The organism is Corynebacterium sp. KPL3927 (assembly GCF_040225835.1).
Classification (GTDB): domain Bacteria; phylum Actinomycetota; class Actinomycetes; order Mycobacteriales; family Mycobacteriaceae; genus Corynebacterium.
In genome coordinates, this window is the sequence record NZ_JBEHGD010000051.1 from 1 (window position 1) to 913 (window position 913).

Genomic DNA, 913 nt, shown 5'->3' on the forward strand with positions numbered 1-913 from the left:
ACCACCAGCAGAAAAGAAATCGCTGCCTAACCACTAGGTAGCTCCACTACGTGTCCACGATTTGCGGGCAACCCCACTTTGTGGGGGCGTGTGGTGTTGTAGTAGTCGCGGAATTCATTGAGGAGTGTCTGCAGTTCAGCGACGGCTTTAGCGGGTGGTCGGGCGTTGATCCATTTTTTGAGTGTTTGGTGGAAGCGCTCGATTTTTCCTTGAGTTTGGGGATGGCCTGGACGACCATTTTTCTGTTGGATGCGGTGGTGGTTGAGGGTTTTCTCGAATGCGTTGCGGCCTCCTTTTCGACCTGTGAGTCGTGCCGTAAAGACCAGTCCGTTGTCGGTGAGTGTGGATGCGGGTGGCCCGTAGGTGTCGATGAGGTGTTGGAGCGTTTCTGCGACTGCAGTGCCTGTAAACGCGTGCTGTGAAGTGTCCCAGGTTTTGTTCCGTTTGAGTAGATGGGAAAATCTGGAACATGCCAAGAAAATTTGACCAGGATGCCAAGGACCGCGTCGTTCGCTTGGTGGAGGATCGCATCCTGGCAGAAAACATGTCGATGCAGGCTGCGTGCCAGGCAGTAGCTCCAAAGTTGGGGGGTTTCATGGCACACGGCTCGTCAATGGACCCAGCAGGCCCGCCGTGCCGGGAGCATCCCAGAACCTGTGTGTGAAGATTTGGCTGCCGAAAACGCAAGGCTGCGCCGTGAAAATCACCAGCTACGCGACACTAATGAGCTGCTGAAGGCTGCCTCAGCTTTTTCGCCTCATGAGACTGGGGTTGCGTCCTTTAGTGTGGTGTAACGCTTGCTGATGGTGAGCCCCGGAAATAGTGGGGCGGTCACCGTCGAGCGTGTCAAGTTGTTTGTGTGTGGGGCTAGGTTTATAGGTATTTGTCGAAGCGGGCGGGAAAGGCTACGGCC

Annotated in this window: 1 protein-coding gene and 1 pseudogene; one reads left to right on the top strand and one right to left on the bottom strand. The window is 55.3% G+C overall.

The genetic code is table 11. The features are described 5' to 3' along the window. Window positions 1–77 precede the first annotated feature (77 nt). Window positions 78–410, bottom strand: a pseudogene (locus ABRP86_RS11500) (integrase core domain-containing protein); the annotation flags it as partial. A 59-nt stretch (window positions 411–469) separates the two neighbouring features. Between ABRP86_RS11500 and ABRP86_RS11505 the strand changes: the two are divergent. Next, window positions 470–664, top strand: coding sequence for a hypothetical protein (locus tag ABRP86_RS11505; protein ID WP_349864468.1), 195 nt, complete (start codon window positions 470–472; stop codon window positions 662–664). Window positions 665–913 lie beyond the last annotated feature (249 nt).

Bases quoted from the DNA above. Each gene is read 5' to 3' on its own strand.
- ABRP86_RS11505 (WP_349864468.1), top strand. From the start codon at position 470: ATGCCAAGAAAATTTGACCAGGATGCCAAGGACCGCGTCGTTCGCTTG.